This window comes from Nocardia noduli (genome assembly GCF_019038455.1).
In the GTDB taxonomy this organism is placed as follows: Bacteria; Actinomycetota; Actinomycetes; order Mycobacteriales; family Mycobacteriaceae; genus Nocardia; species Nocardia noduli.
In genome coordinates, this window is the sequence record NZ_JAFMPL010000236.1 from 1 (window position 1) to 1,303 (window position 1,303).

General features: G+C 66.4%; 1 protein-coding gene. It reads left to right on the forward strand.

Features of this window, described 5'->3' with window-relative positions; translation table 11 throughout:
- Window positions 1-1,303: acyltransferase domain-containing protein (locus JZ792_RS41140; protein ID WP_216918397.1), on the forward strand; the 1,303-nt coding region annotated here is incomplete at both ends.

Consider the following 1,303-nt stretch of genomic DNA (forward strand, 5'->3'; position numbering starts at 1 on the left):
TGGTGTGGGTGTTGTCGGGGCGTAGCGGTGAGGGCCTGCTCGCGCAGGGGCGCCGGTTGCAGGAGTGGCTGCTGACACGACCCGAGCTGGATCCGGTGGACGTGGGGTGGTCTCTGATCAGTACCCGGGCACGGCTCGAGCATCGGGCGGTGCTGGTCGGTACCGACCGCGACGAGTTGATGACTCGATTGCAGGGGTTGATCGACAGCGAGCCCGGCATGCTCACGGGTACCGATGTTTCGCGTGGCCGCGGTAGAACAGCATTCGTGTTTCCCGGTCAGGGCGCGCAGCTGCTGGGGATGGGATCTGGCCTGTACAAGGCGTTTCCGGTGTTCGCGGCCGCGTTCGACGAGACGGCCGCACTGCTCGAGCAGCAGCTGGAATGTTCGCTGCGGGATGTGGTGTGGGGTGTCGACGAGCAGGCACTGCAAGCGACCCTGTTCACCCAAACAGGACTGTTCGCCGTCGGTATCGCCTTGTTCCGGCTGCTGGAATCCTTCGGTGTGCGACCGGATTTCGTGGCCGGTCACTCCATCGGTGAACTGGCCGCCGCGACCGTGGCCGGTGTGCTGAGCCTCGAGGACGCGGCGGTACTGGTCGCCGCCCGCGCCCGCCTGATGCAGCAACTACCCACCGACGGAGCCATGCTCGCCGTGCGAGCCTCCGAAACCCAAATCACGCCACTGTTGGGTGACGGTGTCGAGATCGCCGCGGTCAACGGACCCCAATCGATCGCCCTCGCCGGCCCCCGGAACGCGATCGACACCGCCGAGCAACAACTACGGCAGGCCGGATACCGAGTCAACCGCCTGCGGGTCTCACACGCGTTCCACTCCGCGTCGATGGAACCCATGCTGGCCGAATTCGCCCGCATCGCCGCCGGGCTCACCTACACCCGACCGACGATCCCGATCGTGTCCAACCACGACGGCCAACTCACCGGACCCCTCGACGATCACCCCTCGGTGTTGGCGTCGCCGCAGTACTGGGTCGACCACGTCCGCAACACGGTACGGTTCGCCGACGGAATCACCACCCTGGCCACCGCGGGCGCGACCCGGTACGTGGTGATGGGCCCCGACGGCGGCCTGTCCGGACTCATCGACGAAACCCTCCAACACAGCACCACCGACACCGTGGATACCAAAACCACCGCGGACGGTGTGGAGACCGTGGTGGCTTCGCTGCTGCATAAGGACCGTGTCGAGGACACCACCCTGCTCTCGGCACTCGCAGTGGTGGATGTGTCCGGTGTCGGAGTCGATTGGACACCGGTCTTCGATGGCCGTAGCGCGTCGCGGGT